The organism is Herbiconiux sp. SALV-R1 (assembly GCF_013113715.1).
Lineage (GTDB): Bacteria > Actinomycetota > Actinomycetes > Actinomycetales > Microbacteriaceae > Herbiconiux.
Genome location: NZ_CP053344.1, coordinates 1,125,231 through 1,140,294 on the forward strand (window position 1 = coordinate 1,125,231; position 15,064 = coordinate 1,140,294).

The 15,064-nt window shown below is 72.8% G+C and carries 19 protein-coding genes; 9 read left to right on the plus strand and 10 right to left on the minus strand.

The annotated features are described in order from the left end of the window. The first annotated feature begins 3 nt into the window (after window positions 1–3). Complete coding sequence (locus HL652_RS05530; RefSeq protein ID WP_171704360.1) at window positions 4–1,185, plus strand: cation:proton antiporter; 1,182 nt, start codon at window positions 4–6, stop codon at window positions 1,183–1,185. 15 nt (window positions 1,186–1,200) lie between these two features. Here HL652_RS05530 and HL652_RS05535 read toward each other — a convergent pair whose 3' ends face one another. Further along, window positions 1,201–2,037: an NAD(P)H-hydrate epimerase gene (locus HL652_RS05535; RefSeq protein WP_171704361.1), complete on the minus strand. Its 837-nt coding sequence runs from the start codon at window positions 2,035–2,037 to the stop codon at window positions 1,201–1,203. Window positions 2,038–2,109: 72 nt separating this feature from the next. Between HL652_RS05535 and HL652_RS05540 the strand changes: the two genes are divergently transcribed. From HL652_RS05540 to HL652_RS05550, 3 genes are all read left to right on the plus strand, one after another. After that, window positions 2,110–2,550 (plus strand): MSMEG_6728 family protein, encoded by a 441-nt coding sequence (locus HL652_RS05540; protein WP_171704362.1) that lies wholly within the window; start codon window positions 2,110–2,112, stop codon window positions 2,548–2,550. Window positions 2,551–2,822: 272 nt separating this feature from the next. Beyond that, window positions 2,823–3,893, plus strand: a complete 1,071-nt coding sequence (locus tag HL652_RS05545; protein WP_253743662.1) for an aggregation-promoting factor C-terminal-like domain-containing protein — start codon at window positions 2,823–2,825, stop codon at window positions 3,891–3,893. Between the two features lie 92 nt (window positions 3,894–3,985). Next, a complete protein-coding gene (locus HL652_RS05550) occupies window positions 3,986–5,164 on the plus strand; it encodes a PP2C family protein-serine/threonine phosphatase (RefSeq protein ID WP_171704363.1) in 1,179 nt (392 codons plus the stop codon). Window positions 5,165–5,213: 49 nt separating this feature from the next. Here the strand turns inward: HL652_RS05550 and HL652_RS05555 are convergent, their stop codons facing one another. Further along, complete coding sequence (locus HL652_RS05555; RefSeq protein WP_171704364.1) at window positions 5,214–5,627, minus strand: ATP-binding protein; 414 nt, start codon at window positions 5,625–5,627, stop codon at window positions 5,214–5,216. Continuing rightward, the gene (locus tag HL652_RS05560; RefSeq protein WP_171704365.1) at window positions 5,620–5,952 is read right to left on the minus strand and encodes an STAS domain-containing protein; all 333 of its coding nucleotides are present in this window, start codon (window positions 5,950–5,952) and stop codon (window positions 5,620–5,622) included. Before HL652_RS05560 ends, HL652_RS05555 begins: the two co-directional genes overlap by 8 nt. Before the next feature lie 53 nt (window positions 5,953–6,005). Here HL652_RS05560 and HL652_RS05565 point away from each other — a divergent pair, with 53 nt between their 5' ends. Continuing rightward, window positions 6,006–6,221, plus strand: a complete 216-nt coding sequence (locus HL652_RS05565) for a hypothetical protein (RefSeq protein ID WP_171704366.1) — start codon at window positions 6,006–6,008, stop codon at window positions 6,219–6,221. An 11-nt stretch (window positions 6,222–6,232) separates the two neighbouring features. After that, on the plus strand, window positions 6,233–6,778 hold the full coding sequence (locus HL652_RS05570) for a CDP-alcohol phosphatidyltransferase family protein (RefSeq protein WP_171704367.1): 546 nt from the start codon (window positions 6,233–6,235) through the stop codon (window positions 6,776–6,778). 54 nt (window positions 6,779–6,832) lie between these two features. Here the strand turns inward: HL652_RS05570 and HL652_RS05575 are convergent, their stop codons facing one another. Genes HL652_RS05575 through HL652_RS05590 form a run of 4 tightly spaced genes read right to left on the minus strand, consistent with a single transcriptional unit; the run spans window position 6,833 to window position 9,949 of the window. Further along, window positions 6,833–7,915: a sulfate/molybdate ABC transporter ATP-binding protein gene (locus HL652_RS05575; RefSeq protein WP_171704368.1), complete on the minus strand. Its 1,083-nt coding sequence runs from the start codon at window positions 7,913–7,915 to the stop codon at window positions 6,833–6,835. Continuing rightward, window positions 7,912–8,730, minus strand: coding sequence for an ABC transporter permease (locus HL652_RS05580; RefSeq protein ID WP_171704369.1), 819 nt, complete (start codon window positions 8,728–8,730; stop codon window positions 7,912–7,914). The genes HL652_RS05575 and HL652_RS05580 overlap by 4 nt, the downstream gene beginning before the upstream one ends. Then, window positions 8,727–9,548, minus strand: coding sequence for a molybdate ABC transporter substrate-binding protein (gene modA, locus HL652_RS05585; protein WP_171704370.1), 822 nt, complete (start codon window positions 9,546–9,548; stop codon window positions 8,727–8,729). The genes HL652_RS05580 and modA overlap by 4 nt, the downstream gene beginning before the upstream one ends. Beyond that, window positions 9,545–9,949: a TOBE domain-containing protein gene (locus tag HL652_RS05590; RefSeq protein WP_171704371.1), complete on the minus strand. Its 405-nt coding sequence runs from the start codon at window positions 9,947–9,949 to the stop codon at window positions 9,545–9,547. The genes modA and HL652_RS05590 overlap by 4 nt, the downstream gene beginning before the upstream one ends. A 178-nt stretch (window positions 9,950–10,127) precedes the next feature. Between HL652_RS05590 and HL652_RS05595 the strand changes: the two genes are divergently transcribed. Further along, window positions 10,128–10,946 carry a mycofactocin-coupled SDR family oxidoreductase gene (locus HL652_RS05595; protein WP_171704372.1) on the plus strand — a complete coding sequence of 273 codons (819 nt, stop codon included), beginning with the start codon at window positions 10,128–10,130 and terminating at the stop codon, window positions 10,944–10,946. A gap of 90 nt (window positions 10,947–11,036) precedes the next feature. Here the strand turns inward: HL652_RS05595 and HL652_RS05600 are convergent, their stop codons facing one another. After that, window positions 11,037–12,386 carry a GNAT family N-acetyltransferase gene (locus HL652_RS05600; RefSeq protein ID WP_171704373.1) on the minus strand — a complete coding sequence of 450 codons (1,350 nt, stop codon included), beginning with the start codon at window positions 12,384–12,386 and terminating at the stop codon, window positions 11,037–11,039. 25 nt (window positions 12,387–12,411) lie between these two features. Between HL652_RS05600 and HL652_RS05605 the strand changes: the two genes are divergently transcribed. Together HL652_RS05605 and HL652_RS05610 are read left to right on the plus strand one after the other, a co-directional pair. Beyond that, the gene (locus tag HL652_RS05605; RefSeq protein WP_171704374.1) at window positions 12,412–12,900 is read left to right on the plus strand and encodes a hypothetical protein; all 489 of its coding nucleotides are present in this window, start codon (window positions 12,412–12,414) and stop codon (window positions 12,898–12,900) included. A 159-nt stretch (window positions 12,901–13,059) separates the two neighbouring features. Beyond that, window positions 13,060–13,485, plus strand: coding sequence for a PLD nuclease N-terminal domain-containing protein (locus HL652_RS05610; protein WP_171704375.1), 426 nt, complete (start codon window positions 13,060–13,062; stop codon window positions 13,483–13,485). A 103-nt stretch (window positions 13,486–13,588) separates the two neighbouring features. Here HL652_RS05610 and HL652_RS05615 read toward each other — a convergent pair whose 3' ends face one another. Continuing rightward, entirely contained in the window at window positions 13,589–13,942 is a 354-nt protein-coding gene (locus HL652_RS05615; RefSeq protein ID WP_171704376.1) for a hypothetical protein, read from the minus strand. 172 nt (window positions 13,943–14,114) lie between these two features. Beyond that, the gene (locus HL652_RS05620) at window positions 14,115–15,056 is read right to left on the minus strand and encodes an NADP-dependent oxidoreductase (RefSeq protein WP_171704377.1); all 942 of its coding nucleotides are present in this window, start codon (window positions 15,054–15,056) and stop codon (window positions 14,115–14,117) included. Window positions 15,057–15,064 lie beyond the last annotated feature (8 nt).

Here is a 15,064-nt window from a genome sequence, read left to right on the forward strand (position 1 = left end):
GCCATGCACCAGACGACGCTGATCCTGATCGAGGTCGGCGCTCTGCTGCTCGGAATGAGTCTGCTCGGTCGTCTGGCGCTGCGCATCGGCATCTCGCCCATCCCGTTCTACCTCGTCGTGGGGCTGTTCTTCGGCGAGGGCGGGCTCGTTCCCTTCGACGCCAGCGAGGACTTCTTCGAGGTGGGGTCGGAGATCGGCGTCATCCTGCTGCTGGCGCTGCTCGGTCTCGAGTACACCGCGCAGGAGCTGTTCGCGAACCTGAGGCAGTCGAAGGCGGCGGGCCTCATCGACGCGACGCTGAACGCCGTGCCCGGTGCGCTGCTCGCGCTCGTGCTGGGCTGGGGGCCGGTGGCGGCGGTGGCGCTGGCGGGCATCACCTGGGTGTCGTCGTCGGGGGTGGTGGCGAAGATGCTGCGCGACCTCGGGCGCCTCAGCAACCGGGAGACGCCGGTGGTGCTGGCCATCCTCGTCATCGAAGACCTCGCCATGGCGTTCTACCTGCCCATCCTCGCCGCCCTCGTGGTGGGGGTGAGCCTCCTGCAGGGCGCTGTCGCCGTGGCGGTCGCCGTGGCCGTGGTGGCCGCGATCCTGTTCGTGGCGCTGCGCTTCGGCAGTGTCATCTCGCGCATCTTCACCCCCGAGCATCCGGAGCCCCTGCTGCTCGGCGTGCTCGGCCTCACCATGCTCGTCGCCGGGCTCGCCGCCGAGGTCAACGTCTCGTCGGCCGTGGGCGCGTTCCTCGTGGGAATTGCGCTCTCCGGCCGGGTGGCGCGTCAGGCCAGCCAGGTGCTCACGCCGCTGCGCGACCTGTTCGCCGCGGTGTTCTTCGTGTTCTTCGGGTTGGCGACGGATGCGCGGGAACTGCTCTCGATGCTGGTTCCGGCAGCGCTGCTGGCCGCCGCGACGATGGCCACCAAGGTCGCGACCGGGTATCTCGCCGCGCGCCGCAACGGCATCGGCGTGCCGGGGCGCTGGCGCGCGGGGCTCGCGCTCACCCCGCGCGGCGAGTTCTCGATCGTCATCGCCGGGCTCGCCGTGGGGGCCGGGGTGGAGCCGCGGCTCGCGCCCCTGGCCACCGCGTACGTGCTCATCACGGTGGTGGTGGGGCCGTTCCTGGCACGTATTCCCGATTCGGCATGGTTCAAGGACGCGGTGCGCCGTCAGCGGCTCGCGTCGCGGGCGTGAGGCACTGGTCGGTGGCTAGTCGAGAGTGATCGCGGGGGTGAGGGCGGCGAGGTCGGCCTCGATGCCGATGGGCGCGAGCACGATCTCGCCGGCGAGCTCGGCGCCGCGGCCGCGGAGGAGGCCGGCCTTGACGCCGCCGAAAGTGACGGTCAACGAGGCCGGGAGCACGACGTCGTCGGCGGTGTCGCCGGTGTCGGGGTCGATGCCGCTCGGCAGGTCGACCGCCACCACCGCCGGAACCCGCTCCGCCGGAGCCACGGAGAGCAGCGCGGAGGTGACCGCCGGTTCGAGCACGCCGGCGCCCGCGAGCTCGCGCCCCGCCCCCGTCTCCTGCGGCCCGCGGCCGGGGAGCACCTGCGGCAGCAGCGCCTCGACGATCTCGCGGGCCCGACCGCGCAGGCCCGCCGACGCGCCGGTGCCCACGATGCCGTCGACGATGACATCGGGCACCTCGCCCTGGTCGCGCAGAGTGCTCTCAAGCCACGATGTGCGAGCACTTTCTGCGACCGACTCGGGGTGCGGGGTCACCACCTGTACCCCCGCGCTCCGGGCCGCGGCGAGGCCCCGCTCGTGTGCACGGGTGCCCGTGAGCAGCGCCACCACCTCGGAGCCCTGCGCCGCGAGCTCGGCACCCGCGAACAGGGCGTCGCCGCCGTTGTCACCCGATCCGACGAGCAGCAGCACGCGCCCGTGCGGCGCGGCGAGCGAGCCCAGCGTGCGCTCGCGCGCCTCGATGAGCTCCCGGATGCGCACCGCCAGCGCGTGCGAGGCGCGCTCCATGAGCGGCTCACCCGCCGCGAGATGAGACGCCTCGGCGTCGCGAACCTGCTGGGCCGAGTAACCGATGCGCATACCCTCATCGTGGGCTGCGGCATCCGTCACCGCAACCGGCGGGCGAGGCGGCTCCGGCGTACGGTCGTCGGCATGCAGACCTTCCTGCCCTTCGCGTCGTTCGCCGGGAGCGCCGCCGTGCTCGACCGGGCGCGCCTCGGCAAGCAGCGGGTCGAGGCGTTGCAGGTGCAGCGGGCGCTTACGGTGCCGGGTTACGGCTGGCGCAACCACCCCGCGGCGCGCATGTGGCGCGGGCACCTTCCGGCGCTCACGAAGTACGCCCTCGTCACCTGCGACGAGTGGGTCGCCCGAGGTCACGCCGACACGGTGCGTGCTCAGGTGCTGGCGTTCGCCCCCGAGGTCGACGGCCTCGACGAGAGCGCGCTCGAGCTTCCGCCCTGGTTCGGCGACGAGCCGTTCCATCGCAGCCACCGCTCGAACCTGCTGCGCAAAGACCCGGAGTTCTACGCGCCGCTGTTCCCCGGCACGCCCGCCGACCTGCCCTACGTCTGGCCGCCCGACCCGACCCTCTGACGCTGCGGTTCAGGCCGTCTCATTACGGCGCATGGAGATTTCTCTCAGATTGGCTGCGCATACTTGCTGCTTCACCAGTCCGCGCGAGAGCCGAGGGTTCCGCGCGAGGCGACATCGACCGTCACCGCCACTTGCCGCGCGGCATCCAGTGGGCTCCCCGGGCCCGCTCGCCTCGTCGCGCCCGCCGAGGCCCACCCCGCCCCGGCGTGACCAGGGCAGGAACGGATCGAGCGCAGAAGCGTTCGCGTTCCCCGGCTGAACCATTGGACACCATGCACGATCAGCACGACGCACGACCCGAAGCACGACCCGAGACCCCCGCCGACTCCGGCACCAACCCTTTTGGCGCCGGCACCACCCCCGCCAGCACCGGCACCCCCTCCGACGCCGGCACCCCCGCCGCCACCGGCACCCCTCGCGAGATCCTCGCCGGCTACACCGGCCTGCTGCCCGTCATCACCGACACCGGCACCATCATCACCCTCCCCACCGCGGCCGAGCCGCCTCGCCTCGCCACCCGCCGCGAGCTCCGCAGGCACCGCCGCTCGCGCTCCCGCGCCGTCGTCGCGCCGATCGCAGGCATCGCCGCCGCAGGCCTGCTGGTCACGCTCGCCGGTTTCGCGCATCCGTCGATCGCCAACGCGGCGACCCCCTCGGGTGTCATCGCATCGACCCCTGCCGCTGTCACCGCTGCGGTGGTGGAGGCACAGCCCGACGCGATCTTCGCCCGCACCGCCGACCGCGCAGACGCGCGCGCGGCGGTCACCCTCGCCGAGGCGAACACGGTGCTGCAGGCGGCCAAGGGCAAGGTCGACACCCAGGCACTGGTGACGAGCGTCGCGGCGCTGGCGAACTACCGCTACCTCGACACCACCACGGTGCAGAGCCTCACCAACACGGCCACCACCGCGACGAGCACCGCCAAGGCCGAGGTGGCCGCCGTCGACAAGGCTGCAGCCGACGCCGCAGCCGCGGAGGCCGCCGCCGCAGCCGCCGCAGCCCAGGCGGAGGCCGAGCGCCTGGCCGCGGCCAACACCCCCGACGGAGCCCGCGCCGTGGCCGCCGACATGGCCGCCGAGCAGTACGGCTGGGGCGCCGACCAGTTCCAGTGCCTCGACTCGCTCTGGACCAAGGAGTCGGGCTGGAACTACCAGGCCGAGAACGCCTCGAGCGGGGCCTACGGCATTCCGCAGTCGCTGCCCGGCAGCAAGATGGCGACGATCGCCGACGACTGGGCCACCAACGCCGTCACGCAGATCTCGTGGGGCCTCAACTACATCGCCCGCGGGTACGGCACGCCGTGCTCGGCCTGGTCGCACTCGCAGTCGGTCAACTGGTACTGATCGGGTGCCGCGGCTGCGTCCGGCGCGGCGCGGCGCGTTCGGGCGCCCCGGGCGGACACCGGCCCGCGGCGCCCGTTGGCTAGGCTTGCACCATGGGTGCTGCACGCGATGACGAACGGTACGAGAAGCTCCGGGTGGAGGCCGTCGAGCGTCTCGGGCTGATCGACACGCCCTCGGAGGAGCGCTTCGACCGCATCACGCGCATCGCGCGCGAGATGTTCGCGGTACCGGTCGCCGAGATCAACTTCATCGACGACCGCCAACAGTTCACGAAGTCGCCCCAGTTCGAGGGGCACGGCGCCAGCATCGAGCGCTCGAACTCGTTCTGCGAGGTCACCATCCAGCGGCCGGAGCTGATGGTGGTTCCGGATGCGACGAAAGACCCGCGGTTCGCGCACCGGAAGCCGGTGTGGGACGAGCGGCACATCCGCTTCTACGCCGGCCGCCCGCTGAGCCTCGGCGACGACATGCGCGTCGGTACGCTCTGCCTCGTCGACACCACCCCGCGCGAGTTCGACGCCGAGCAGCAGCGCCTGCTCGACGAGATGGGCGCCTGGGTGGAGCGCGAGCTGCAGGAGACCGCCGACCGCGACCGTGCCGCCGAGGTGCAGCAGCGCCTGCTGCCGCGCGACCAGCCGAGCTGGCCCGACTACGATCTCGCCGGCGTCTGCCTCCCCGCCAAGAACGTGGGCGGCGACTTCTACAGCTGGCACGGCTCCGAGACCGGCATCGAGTTCACCCTCGCCGACGTGATGGGCAAGGGCACCGCGGGAGCGATCATGGCAGCGGCCGTGCGCACGGCGTTCCAAGCGCGCACCGGAGACGATGTCGTCACGGCGATCGAGCGGGTGAACACGCAGCTCGCCGACGATCTCGACCAGATCGGCGGCTTCGCGACGCTGGTGCACGGCACGATCGACATTCCCACCGGGCGCCTCGACTACGCCGATGCCGGTCACGGGCTGACGCTCCTCGTGCGCGCCGACGGGAGCTACGAGCGGCTCGAGGCGACGGGCCTTCCCATCGGGATCGTCGCCGACGGTCTGTGGACCCGCGGTGAGGCGGTGCTCGGGCCCGGCGACAGGCTCATCACCTTCACCGACGGGCTGCTCGACCTGTTCGACGGCACCCTCGACTGCCTGCCCGAGGTCGCGCGGCTGGTGTGCGAGGCCGACGGGCCGCAAGACGCGGTGGCCAGGGTGGCCCGCCTCACCGCGTCGTCGAGCTCGGTGGGCGACGATGTGACGGTGGTGGTGGTCGGTCGCCGCTGAGCGCGCTGGCCCGGCCGCGTCGCGCAACGCCGCCCGCAGCCCCCCCGCCTCAGCCAGCCTCGTGGGCGCGGGTGATCGTCCAGACGTTCCGCTCGTCGACCCGCTCGTAGCGCAGGTCGTCGACGAGCGCCTGGATGAGGGCGATGCCGCGGCCCGACTCGGCGAGCTCGCTCGGCATCTCGCGGTTCATCAGCACGATGCCTCCGGCGTCGGCGGTGTCGGCGAGGCTCGCCGACAGGCCGCTCTCGTCGGCCAAGACGGTGAGCACGCAGGTGACCCCGCCCTCGCCCGCGGCGTGCTGGATGACGTTCGAGGCGAGTTCGATGAGCGCCGTCTCGAAGGCCATGCGGTCGAGCTCGCCGACGTGCGGGTTCGCCTCCCACACCGACTCGAGGAACTCGTGAACGGCGTCGACATCGTCGGGCGGCGAGCTGAACACGAGGTTCCGCCGTTCCTCAGTCACGGTAGGCCTCCTCGACCGTGGCGTGCGGGGTGAGGATGGTCTCGACGTTCGACAGCTTCAGCACCATCGTGACCTGGGTCGACGGGGCGACGATGCGGAGGTCGCCGTGGTTCTCGCGCGCCGTCTTGAGTGATCCGATCAGTGCGCCGAGCCCCGACGAGTCCATGAACGCCACCCGGCTGAGGTCGACGACGATGCGCGGCCTGCCACCGTCGATGGCCCGCTTGACGGCATCGCGCAGGAGCGGCCCCGACACCATGTTCAGGCGTCCGTCGCCGCGGATGACCGCGATGTCGTCACCGATCGATTCGGTCTGGAACTCCATGGATGAATACTCCCTCGACGTAAGCTGTTCATAGGCTAGCGAAAGGAGGCGATGTGTCCGACCCAGAACGCGCGATCGCCCGCATCGTCCAGACCTACCCGAACGTCAAGGTGGTGCTGAGCGACTCGGTCTTCGCCGACTCCTACTTCCACTCCGCGGGCCCCGACGGCGGCACCCTCTACATCAACGCCGAGCTCACCGAGGTCATCGCCTCCCAGCCCGGCTGGGTGGGCAGCATCATCACCACCGAGCCCCTTCCCGAAGACTGAGCCGCGCGAGCGTGAACCTCCCCAACGCCATCTCCCTCGGCCGGCTGATCGTTCTCACGCCGCTGTTCGTGCTGGTGCTGTTGGTGGGGGAGAACCCGTTCGGCGCGCTCGTCGTGCTGGTCGTGCTGGGCGTCACCGACTGGGCCGACGGCTTCATCGCGCGCCGCTTCGACCAGGTCACCGACTTCGGCAAGAAGCTCGACCCGGTCGCCGACCGGGTGAGCCAGTTCGTCGTCTGCGTGACCCTCGTGCTGGCGGGGCTCGTGCCGGTGTGGATGGCCGTCGTCCTGTTCCTGAGCGACCTGCTCCTCGGCATCGTCGTCATGGTGCGGCAACCCGGCATCGTGCGGGTGCGCTGGATCGGGAGGCTCCGCACCGTGCTCCTCATGGTCGGGTTCCCGCTCATCCTGCTGGTCGCCTCCTTCGCACCGCAGAACGGGGTGCTCACCCTCGCCGCCCTCGTGGTGGTGGGCGCGGGGGTGGTGCTGCACGCACTGGCGAACCTGCAGTACGTCGCGGTGCTGGCGCGCACGCCGCGCGGCGCGCAGGAGGTGTGACCCCGGGGCGCCCCCGCCCCGCCGACCCCGCCCGCGCATCCGATCGTTCGCTGCTCAGAGCGGGTAGGCGACGGCGTCGGCGGCCTCGAAGGAGCACAGGATGCGCGTGCCGGCGTCGAGGTCGAGTGCGGCGGCGTCGCCCGGGGCCAGGTCGGCGGAGAGCAGCTCGGTGCGCACCCGCACGAGGTCGCCGCGCGGCTCGACGTCGACCACCGTCGCAGGGAGCTGGTTGGCCGTCGCGAGCATCCGGGTGTCGTCGACCGCGGCGATCGAGACCTTGCCGGGTCGCACGGCCACCCCCGCGGGCCGGCCGGCCGCGATGTCGGCGACGGCCCGGGCCGAGAGTTCGATGCCGGTCTGCAGGCGCACCCTCGCCGCAGCGTCCCCCGTCGTGCTCGTCGTCGCGCCGACACCGGTGAGGAGGTTCACGGCGGCGAGCCCCGCGGTGAAGGCGGTGGTCGGGCGCTCGAGCACGGCGCGGGTGGGGCCGTGGTCGACGACGTGCCCCTCGTGCATCACCACCACGCGGTCGGCGAGGAGGAACGCGTCGAGGATGTCGTGGGTGACGATGACCGCGGTGCGGTCGGCGAGCACGCGGCGGAGCATCCGTCGGAGGGCCGGCGCCACCGCGACGTCGAGTGCCGCCATGGGTTCGTCGAGCAGCAGCAGCCGGGGTTCGGCGGCGAGGGCCCTCCCCACGGCGACGCGCTGCGCCTGACCACCCGAGAGCTGCGTGGGCCGGCGATCGGCGAGGGCGGAGGCGTCGACCTCGGCGAGCCAGTGCCGGGCGCGGGATGCTGCGGTCGCCCGATCGGTGGTGGTGCGCGGCCCGAAGGCGACGTTCTCGAGCACGGAGAGGTGGGGGAAGAGCAGCGGCTCCTGCGAGAGCAGGGCCACCGAGCGACGGTGCGGGGCGAGCCAGGCGCTCCGCCTGGAGCCGGGCGACACGTCGAAGAGCACGGTGCCGTCGAGCTCGGCCCGGCCGGCATCGGGTCGGAGCAAGCCGGCGAGCAGCGCGAGCAGGGTCGACTTGCCCGCGCCGTTCGGCCCCAGCACGGCGACCGTCTCGCCCGCGGCCAGTTCGAGGTCGACGTCGAAGCCGCGCTCCGCGAGCCGCGCCGAGAAGCGCAGGCTCACGACCGCCCCCGCAGTGCCGTCGAGCGGGTCTCACCCACCCGGTGGGCGACGGCGACCACGACGATCGCCACCACCACCAGCACGAGCGAGAGGGCGACGGCGGCGTCGGGGTCGGTCTCGCGCTGCAGGTACACCTCGAGCGGCAGGGTTCGCGTGACGCCCTGGAGGCTGCCGGCGAAGGTGAGGGTCGCCCCGAACTCGCCGAGCGCCCGCGCGAACGAGAGCACCGCGCCCGACACCAGGGCCGGGAGCACGAGGGGAAGGGTGATGCGGCGCAGCACCGTCGTGGGGGCGGCGCCCAACGTGGCGGCGACCGCCTCGTAGCGGGTGCCGGCCGTGCGCAGCGCGCCCTCGAGGCTCAGCACCAGGAAGGGCAGGGCCACGAAGGTCTGGGCGAGCACCACCGCCGTGGTCGAGAAGGCGATCTCGACACCGAAGGCCTGGAAGCTCTGACCGAGCAGACCGCGGCGGCCGAAGGTGTAGAGCAGGGCGATGCCGCCCACCACGGGCGGGAGCACGAGCGGCAGCAGCACCAGGGCGCGCAGCACCTTCTGACCCCAGAAGCGCGTGCGCGCCAGCACCACCGCCATCGGTACGCCGAGCAGCACGCAGAGCACGGTGGCCGAGAGCGAGGTGCGGAGGCTCAGCCACAGCGCGTCGCGCGACGACTCGGAGGTGACGAGAGGGATGAACTCCGCCCAGTCGACCCGCAGCACCAGCGCGGCGAGAGGCACGACCACGAAGAGGGCGCCGACGACGGCGACCGCGACGACCCAGCGCGGCACGCCCGTGGCCGGGAGGCCGGCGGAGGTCACGGGGCGCCGAAACCGGCCGCCTCGAGCACGGCGCGGCCGGTGTCGCCGGTGACGAAGGCGACGAAGGCGTCGGCGAGCTCCTGCTCGGCCGAGTCGCCGACCGTCGCGATGGGGTAGGTGTTCACCGCCTCGCTCGCCTCGGGGAAGGCCACGCCCTCGACGGCGTCGCCCGCGGCGATCACGTCGGTGACGTAGACGAGGCCGGCGTCGGCCTCGCCCGAGGTCACCTTGCCGAGCACGTCGGTCACCGACGACTCCTCCGAGACCGGGGCGAGGGTCACGCCCGTCGCCTCCTCGACCGTCGCGGTCGCCGCTCCGCACGGAACCTGCGGGGCGCACACGACGACCTTCAGCGCGGGGTCGGCGAGATCGGCGAACCCGGTCACCCCGGCGGGGTCGCCCGGCGGCACGGCGATGGTGAGCACGTTGGTGGCGAAGTCGACGGGGGCGTCGGCGGCGATGAGTCCCGCGTCGGTGAGCTTGGTCATGTTCTTCTCGTCGGCCGAGGCGAACACGTCGGCCGGAGCGCCCTCGGTGATCTGGGTGACCAGGTCGCTCGACCCGGCGAAGGTCAGCTCCACGGTGGTGCCCGGATGCTCCGCCTCGAAATCCTGCGCCAGCTCGGTGAAGGTGCCCTTGAGCGAGGCCGCGGCGAACACCGTGATCGAGCCCGACAGCGTCGACCCCGCGGCGGGCGAGCTCGTCGACGCGGGAGTCTCGGTCGCGGTCTGGCCGCCCGCGCAGCCGGCCAGGGCGAGGGCGACGGATGCTCCAGCCAGCCCCAGGGCGATCCTCACGGTGGTCGCGGTACGGTTCATGCGTCGCCCTTCGGGGTCTCGATGATGACGGTCGTCGCCTTCACGACGGCGATGGCGACCGAGCCGGGCTCGAGGCCGAGGTCGCGCACCGCCTCGCTCGACATGAGGGAGACGACGCGGTGCGGGCCGCACTGCAGCTCGACCTGGGCCATGACGGTGTCGGCGGTGATGGACGTCACCAGTCCGACGAAGCGGTTGCGGGCGCTCCGCCGCACCTCGCTCGGGTCGGCGGGGAGGACGGCGTTCCGGCCGGCCAGCTGTGCGAGGGCCAGGCCGTCGACGGTGCGCCTGCCGGCGTCGTCGGGTCGCGCTTCGAGAAGCCCCGAGTCGATCCAGCGCCGCACGGTGTCGTCGCTCACCCCGAGGAACGCTGCGGCGTCCTTGATCCGTATCTGCGTCACAGAACCCATCCTAGGTCCGCGAATGCGGTTTCGTTCGCCCTCTGCGCGCATCCGGACCTTGAGGCGACGGGTGTCGACGGCTAGCCTGATAACGGCACTCAGTGCCGAAATGGAGCGACGCCGCTCGACCCCTTCACGGACTCCTGCGCCGTCGCGAAGACGCGAGAAGGGAACAGCCATGGGAAAGCTCGAGGGCAAGGTCGCCTTCATCACCGGTGCCGCCCGAGGTCAGGGCCGCAGTCACGCCGTGCGGCTGGCGCAGGAGGGCGCCGACGTCATCGCCGTCGACATCTGCTCGCAGATCGACTCCGTGCCCTATCCGATGGCGTCACCCGCCGACCTGGAGGAGACCGTCTCCGCCGTCGAGGGTCTCGACCGCCGCATCGTCGCCGTCGAGGCCGACGTGCGTGACATCGCGGCGCTGAAGGCCGCCGTCGACCGCGGTGTCGCCGAGCTCGGGCCCGTCGACATCATCCTCGCCAATGCCGGCATCGCCCCGCAGGGCGCGACCATCGACGACGACCAGGCCTTCCGCGACGTGGTCGAGGTGAACCTTTTCGGCGTGCACAACACGGTGAAGGCCGGTGTTCCGTCGATGATCGAGAACGGGCGCGGCGGCGCCATCGTGCTCACCAGCTCGACCCAGGGGCTCTCCGGCGCCGGCGGCGACGGCACCGGAGCCACCTCGGGGTACGCGGCGTCGAAGCACGGTGTGGTGGGGCTCATGCACACGTACGCCAACTGGCTGGCGCAGTACAGCATCCGGGTCAACACCGTCCACCCCACGGGCGTGAACACGCCGATGGTGGTGAACGACGCCATGCAGGCGTTCCTCGCCGCCAACCCCGGCATGGGGGCGGCCATGCAGAACCTGCTGCCGGTGCCGATGATCGAGGCGCTCGACATCTCGAACGCCATCGCCTGGCTGGTGAGCGACGAGGCGCGCTACGTGACGGGGGCCGCCCTCCCGGTCGACGCGGGGTTCCTCGCGCGCTGACCGGCGCGGGCTGCTCGGGCCGCCCGGCGCGGCCCGGCTCGCCCGGCTCGCCCATGCGGCACGGGCGGGCGGCCGGGGCACCGCGCACGATCAGAAGTGCGTGGTGCCCCAGACCGGTGCGAGCGGGGCGAGCAGGGTGCGGGCGCGCTGCGCGGCACCCGGGGTGAGCTCGCGGAGTCGGCCCGCCGCGGTGAGCACGCGCGGGTCGACGCCGCCGAGGTAGAGCGAGCCGAGGTCGGCGACGTCGAGCGCGAGGTCGGCGCCGGCACCGTCACCCGGGGCCGCCGCGTCTACTCCGGCGGGGCCGGTGCCTCGCGGGGTGAACTCCGCCGTGCCGGTTCCGCCCTCGACGCGGAGCGTGAGCCGTCCGTCGGCGTGGCCGAGCGCATCCGTCACATCGATGGTCACCTCGCCTGAGGCGTCGGGAACGTAGGCGCGGGCCTCGAAGGCGCGCGCCGCGTCGAGCACGCGCACCCACAGCCAGTCGTCGACGCCGGTGGCCTTGACGACGCGCCAGTCGGCGAGCGCCCAGCGCAGCGGGTCGTCGGCGGGCGCGGCCTCCCAGGTCACGCGCTCCACGAGGTCGAGGGAGCCGAGGAACTCCCAGAGGCCGAGGTAGGCCTCGTCAGTGGCGGCCACCAGGTCGACGATCTCGATGGTGTGCGGCGTCGTGTCCCAGCCCTTGAAGCGGTAGGAGACGTACCCGTCGATCGTGTCGGTGTCGTCGAGGTGCACGGCGGCGCGCACCTCGGGGGCGTCGTCGCGGTCGTCGCCCTCGAGGCCGGAGGTGACGCTCCAGTGGCGCGACAGGCGGCCGATCGAACCGGGGCGGCCGGCGTGGAAGCGGGCGAACACCGCCGGGCCGAGCTCCTTCAGCGCGCCGGCGTCGACCAGCTCGCAGCGGCCCGCCGGAGACGTGGTGAGCCGGAAGCGCGAGTCGGTGGTGACGGTGACGGCGTTCACCGCGGTCGCCACGCCGAAGCCGAAGCGGCGGTAGATGGTCGCCTCCGACACCGTGAGCGCGGCGAGCATGTGCCCGTCGGCGACGGCGCGCTCGAGGTCGGCCACCATCATGCGGCGCAGCAGGCCACGGCGGCGGTGCGTGGGGCGCACGGTCACCGCCGAGATGAGGTTCGCCCGCACCGGCTCGCCGCCCCCGGTGGAGAGCTCGCCGTCGAGGCTCGCGAAGGTCGCCACGGGCACCTCGGGACCGTACCCGGCGGGGGAGCCGGAGTCCTGGTAGACGCCGGTGAGACGCTGTGCGTCTGCCACCAGATGGCGGGCCCGGCGGTCGACCACGGCGTCGGTGAGACGGGGCTCGTGGAAGCCCTGCGCCTCGGCCTTGATCCACTCCCGGGTCGCCGCGTCGGCGTGTCCCTCGGCGTCGACGGCGGCGGGGAAGGTGCGGAGTTCCGGCTCGGCGGCGGTACGGGGAGTCATGCGTCCAGCGTGGCATACTCGGGTCATGACAAAGGCGTCACACCGGCACTCCCTGCCGTGGTTCACAGCCACCAGCGGAGTCGCCACGTTCCTAGCGAGTTCCCTCTCGACGCAGTTCCTGCTGTCGACGTCGCCCCGTCCCGATGCGCACAGCTGGACGGTCACCACCCAGGCGAGCCTCCAGATCGCCCTGGCGTTGGCCCTGTTCTCGTCGATCGGCACCGTGCTCGGCTGGTACGCCGGCGCGCGGTCGCCCGCACTGCTGCCGAAGACGGCAGCGGTGCTCACCGGCGTCGCCTCGGCACTGTTCGTGATCGTGACGGGAATCGTGACGGCTGCGGCGCTCATGCCCGACGTCTGGCTCGTGCTCTGGACGGTGCCGATCCCCGCCGCCGCGGGCGGCCTGGCCGCCGGGGTCTCGGTGCTTCGCGCAGGTCGTGGCGCGGAGACGTCGGGCGAGCGGAACGGGGCCGACTCGGCCGCCGCGCCACCGCTGGTCGAACGCGTGCGCTGACGGGTGGCCGCTGACGGGTGGCCGCTGTCGGGTGGCCGCTGACGCGTGACCGTGCCGACGGGTGACCGCTGTCGGGTGGCTGCTGACGGGTGATTGCGGCGACGTTGCCGCCTCGCGCGACCGAGCTGCGCGGCGCCGCCGGCTCGTTACCGTCGGGGCATGAGTCGCCGCCGCATCCCCGTTCCCGCCCGATCGACCCGGGGGTGGGGCGCCGCAGTCGCGGTCACGGCGGCCACCGTGCTCGCCGTCGTCGCGGTGCTCGGGGCCGCCTCTGGGCGCACCGCGCGCGTGCCGTTCGACTGGCTGGGGGTGCGGCAGACGGATGCGCGGCCCGGGTCGAGCGGGCAGGATGGGAGCATGTTCTCGAACCTGTCGGGCGGACACCTGCTCATCATCCTGGCCATCGTCGCGGTGATGGTGCTGTTCGTGGTGGCCCTCGTGAGCATCGCGCGCGCCGACCGGGCGACCGGCGTGGAGCGCGCCCTGTGGATTCTGATCGTGCTGCTGTTCCCGCTGCTCGGGCCGATCCTGTGGTTCGCGGTGGGGCGGCCGCGGGCCGGCACCTGGAGCGGCAGCGGGGCCTGAGCAGGGCCGCGGCGGCCTGCCGGTAGCGGCTGGCGCGCGCTGCCTGGCGCGCCACCTCGCGCGCTGCCTCGCGAGCCGCCCGCAGCCCATGCCCGCCGCACCCTCAGACGCGCGCGGGCGGCGCCACCAGCGCCACGTGGGCCTCGGGCCAGCTGCCCGTGAAGAAACCCGCCGCCCCGTCGACCGAACCGCCCTCGCGCGGCTCGCCGACGAGCGCGATCACGTCGACGGTGTCGAAGCTCTCCTCGATCGACCACACCGCGTCGGTGAGGCTCAACAGGTCGGGATGCGCGACCTCGACGGGGAGGATCGAGTCGGCGTAGTCGTTCACGAGCAACGCGAACGGCGCGGTGTCGCGGGTGATCACCGCCACCCGGTGCCGGTCGGCGAGGAGCCGTTCCGCCAGAGTCCTCGTCGCGTCGCCGTCATCGCTCACGATGCACCAGGTCTGTGCCATGTTCCGACCTCCTCCGGGGCGGGCCCGTCGACGTTCGACGGCCCGGGCGGGACGTCGTGCATCGATCCTCCTCGGCGGGGTCGGCGACGACATCCTCCTCAGGTCCCATCCCCGTCGAGACCGGTGGCACGCGGGTACCGTCCGTCCCCGGAGTGGAGCCGGGTCGCCCACCTCAGGGGAGCAGCGCGAGCTTCCCCCCGGGGTGCTGATCCTTCAGCAGCCGCAGCGCGTCGATCGCCTCGTCGAGGGGGAAGGTGCGGGCCATCGGCACGACGAGGTCGCCGCGACCGGCCAGCTCGATGATGTGCGGGCGCACCCGGTCGCGGTAGACGGCGCTCGCTGGCATCGCTCCGGCGATCACGCGAAAGCCCTCGCCGCGCTGGGCGGCCCTGGCCATCGCGGCGATGCTCACGATGCGCTCGCGGTCGGCGACGAGCTCGAGCGACACGTCGATCGCCTCGTCGGTGCCGACGGCGTCGAGCGCCGCGGCGATGCCCTCGGGCGCGGCCTCCCGCACCCGCTCGGCGAGACCCTCCCCGTAGGCGACGGGCGTGCCGCCGAAGCGGCGCACCACCTCGAAGCTGCCCTCGGAGGCCGTGCCCACCACGCGCGCGCCGATCAGCGCCGCCTGCTGCAGCACGCTCACTCCGACGGCTCCGGATGCGCCGTGCAGCAGCACGGTCTCGCCGGCTCTCACACCGGTGACGTCGAGCATCTCCGACGCGGTCGTTCCGGCCAGCAGCAGGTTCGCGGCCTCGGGGAAGCCGAGCCCGGCGGGCTTCGCGAACACGTCTTTGGCGGGAACCGTGCGCGAGGAGGAGTACCCGCCGCTGATGCGGAACGCGAGCACCTCGTCGCCCACCGCCCCGCCGCCCGACGCGATCTCGGTGTCGGGGCCGATCGCCGCGATCACCCCGGCGACCTCGTACCCGACGGCCACCGGGAGCTTCGAACGATCGGTGCCCGTGGCCACGTGCTTGAAGTCTGCGGGGTTCATGCCTGCCGCCCGCACCTCGATGGTCACCTCGCCGGGGCCGGGAGGGGCGACCTCGGTCTCGACCTCCTCGAACACGTCGAGGTCTCCGAAGTCCCGTGCGATCCACATGCGCGCCATGCGACCCA